At 53.7% G+C, this 3,104-nt stretch carries 1 protein-coding gene and 1 pseudogene; one reads left to right on the top strand and one right to left on the bottom strand.

What is annotated here, in order from left to right; translation table 11 throughout:
• Nucleotides 1-455: 455 nt before the first annotated feature.
• The gene (locus NH344_RS17990) at nucleotides 456-2,018 is read right to left on the bottom strand and encodes an ATP-binding protein (protein ID WP_074211353.1); all 1,563 of its coding nucleotides are present in this window, start codon (nucleotides 2,016-2,018) and stop codon (nucleotides 456-458) included.
• Nucleotides 2,019-2,619: 601 nt separating this feature from the next.
• Here NH344_RS17990 and NH344_RS17995 point away from each other — a divergent pair.
• Nucleotides 2,620-3,104, top strand: a pseudogene (locus NH344_RS17995) (IS21 family transposase); the annotation flags it as partial.

Consider the following 3,104-nt stretch of genomic DNA (forward strand, 5'->3'; position numbering starts at 1 on the left):
AATCGTGCACCGAGCGTCCTTCGTGTGAACCTGACGGTTGAGGAGCCGAGTGCGTCAATCGCGCACGCTCGGATCTGTGGGGGGCCGGAACGAGCAATCGTCCGGTCTACCCGACCAATAACTCGGCGTAGAGTCAATCAAGGTAAAGCCGTGGTGATAGAGTAATCTAGGTGTGCGGGCGTGACAGGCATGATCACCCAGAATAGCCTGAGACTGATATATACCAACGATGACGACGTGCTTCGAGATTACGCTCAGGCAATGCGTTTTTATCGCTCGATGTCCGAATAGAGCAGTGCAGATGCCTGCTATACATTGTCCCGGTGCAGGTACAGGAAACGAAGCATTAAGAGACAAGCTTAAGATGCGTCTATTGACGTTTTGTTAACAGGCTGACCCTTGTGCCCAGTTTTTTCGTCGAGCTTAAGTAGTGGACGATGATAAGCAGCAGCGTACTACAGCGTCTCCACGTCAAACGCTACGATTTGCCGTTGAACGCTGGAAAACTCTACGCCTACTAAGTGAATAGGCTTGCCGCTAGCACGATACTTGTCGGCATAGCCCTTGGTTTTGATCTGCTCAATCGCTTTGCCTTTAGGCAGTTGTTCAACCACCTTGAACTCAAACAGGTAAACATGCCCGTTAAAGTCGATGCTCATATCCACTTTGCCGTGGTGGCTGGCGTCTTCCACCGTCACATTCACACCCAGCGCGGCGAAGTGGCTGTAAAACACGCTGGCGTAATGGCCTTCGTATTGGGCAATGGGGTTGTTGCGGTACCAGTCGTGTGGCAAACCGGCATAAAGCGCTTTGAGGTGGGTTTCCAGGCCTTGGAGGTCGTGCGCTTGCAAGTTACGGAACAGCGTAAGCCGCTCCCGAGGGGGGGCTTGCACACCCAGCACAGGTAAAAGCGCTTGGTTAAGGCTGGTTTCCACCTCAAGGTTGGGGTAGCCCAAGGTGTAGAGCCAATAACCGGTCATCGGCTCCTCGACAGCATGCGCGGTCAGGTAGCCCGTTTGGAACAAGAGCGCTTCGGTGGCGATATGGTCGACATCAAAGCGGCCTAACAATTCGGCTTCTGTTTGCAGTTGGCTCAAGGCAGGAGTGAACACACCGCGTTTTTTTAGCAGTTCGACTAAAAACGTAGGGGTCGCGCTTTCAAACCAGTAAGGGGTGAATTTCCGCTCTTCTAACAAGAGCAACACATCAAACGGGTTATAAACGCTGGGCACGTCTTGCCCGCCCCAGCGATAGCCGTTGTACCAGCGGCGAATCTCGTCACGCTCAAGACCAGGCAGTTCAGGCGCAAACACCGTATCCACATCGTGGTCGGTATAGCCACAGATAGCGGCATAGTCAGATGAGAGTGTGATGTCGCGCAGATTGTTCAGCCCTGAAAACAGGCTGACTTTGCTGAACTTGGAAACGCCGGTCAGTAGTACAAAGTGCAGGTGGGGGTCGGCATCTTTCAGCACGCTATAGAGGTTTTTCAGACCTTCGCGCAGTTCGCGCGCCTTATCGCTATCGAGAATATTATCAAGGATGGGTTTATCGTACTCGTCGATCAGCACTACTACGCGTTGATCGTGAACACGATGCGCTTGCTCAATCAAGCTAGCAAAGTCGTCCGCAATACGCTTAGGAGGCGTCGACGTAATCTGCAGACGTGCACGCTGCTGCTGCAACTGATATCGAATGTTCGCATCTAGGTCCTCTCTGTCAGCCGCCACTCCATTGCCAAAGCTTAAACGCACCACCGGGTATCGCTGCTGCCAGTCCCACTTGTCGTGAATATATAACCCGTCAAATAGCGCTTCGCGGCCCTCAAATAGGCAGCCCAGAGTATCTAGCAGCAGGCTTTTGCCAAAGCGGCGCGGGCGGGAGAGAAAGTAGTATTTGTTTTGGTTCGCCAGCTTTTCAATGAACGGCGTTTTGTCGACGTAGTAATAGCCGCCTTCTCGGATATCCGAAAAAGTTTGAATGCCTATAGGCAGCTTACGACGATGAGCAGCTGGCATGCTGGCCTCCAATGCTGAACCGATGAAACACAGGACAGTTTAGCACGGTGGCGATAAGGGCAGGTGGCGCGTATGGAGCTGTGTTTTTGGCAGAGGTACTGCTGGCGTTCTACGCGTAGCTGAATCAATTAAAGGAGTCCGTAGTGCGCGGTGACCAGAGGTCAAATTTGGTAGAAAACAGGACACAGAAAAGTCACGGTGTGTGCCATCGTTTTGACAATGAAGGGCACAGAATGGCGTTAATGGGTGTGACGGAGAAGATTTGAAATGCATTGGAATGTTAGTTAACTTGTTGTTTTAAATATTTTTTATTGGTTTTTTGACGGTGGGGAAGGGTGATGCTTGTGCGGTGCGTATTCCGCCCTATCGTGACCGCCCATTCCGTTTGAACGTGACCGTCTATTCTGGATGATGGTGACCGCGCATTCCGTTTTATCGTGACCGATTTTGGGCAGTTTTCCGGAATCGCTGGTCACGTTGCCGGAATCATCGGTCACGTTCCCCCGGAATCACATCCAACACGCTGGAATTCTTCAACTTTATTCGGCATACCCTTCTTTTTCATCACGAGGAAGTGCGGATGCCGGCTGCGAGGATTTCCATGCGACAGATCATCGAGGTCTTGCGCCTCAAGCACGAAGTAGGCCTGAGCCACGACCGCATTGCCCGCGCCAGTGGTCTCTCCAAAGGCGTGGTCGGCAAGTACGTCAGCCAGGCCCAGGCGAAGGGCATCACTTGGCCGTTGCCCGAGGATGCTGATGAGGCCTGGCTGGAAGTACGGCTGTTCCCCGTCAAGGCACCGCCCTCACGCTTTGCCGAGCCGGATTACTTCCAGGTCCACCAGGAACTCAAGACCAAGGGCGTTACCTTGCAACTGCTCTGGGCCGTGTACACGGAACGCCACGGCGACAAGGCCTACCGCTACAGCCAATTCTGCCACCACTACCGGCTCTGGCGGGGGCGGCAACGGCGCAGCATGCGCCAGGTTCACCGGGCCGGCGAGAAGGTCTTTATCGATTACTGCGGACCGACCGTGCCGGTGGTGGACCGGAGCACCGGAGAGATGCGTCAGGCCCAGGTCTTTGT

The organism is Halomonas sp. Ps84H-12, from assembly GCF_024124725.1.
Lineage (GTDB): Bacteria > Pseudomonadota > Gammaproteobacteria > Pseudomonadales > Halomonadaceae > Vreelandella > Vreelandella aquamarina.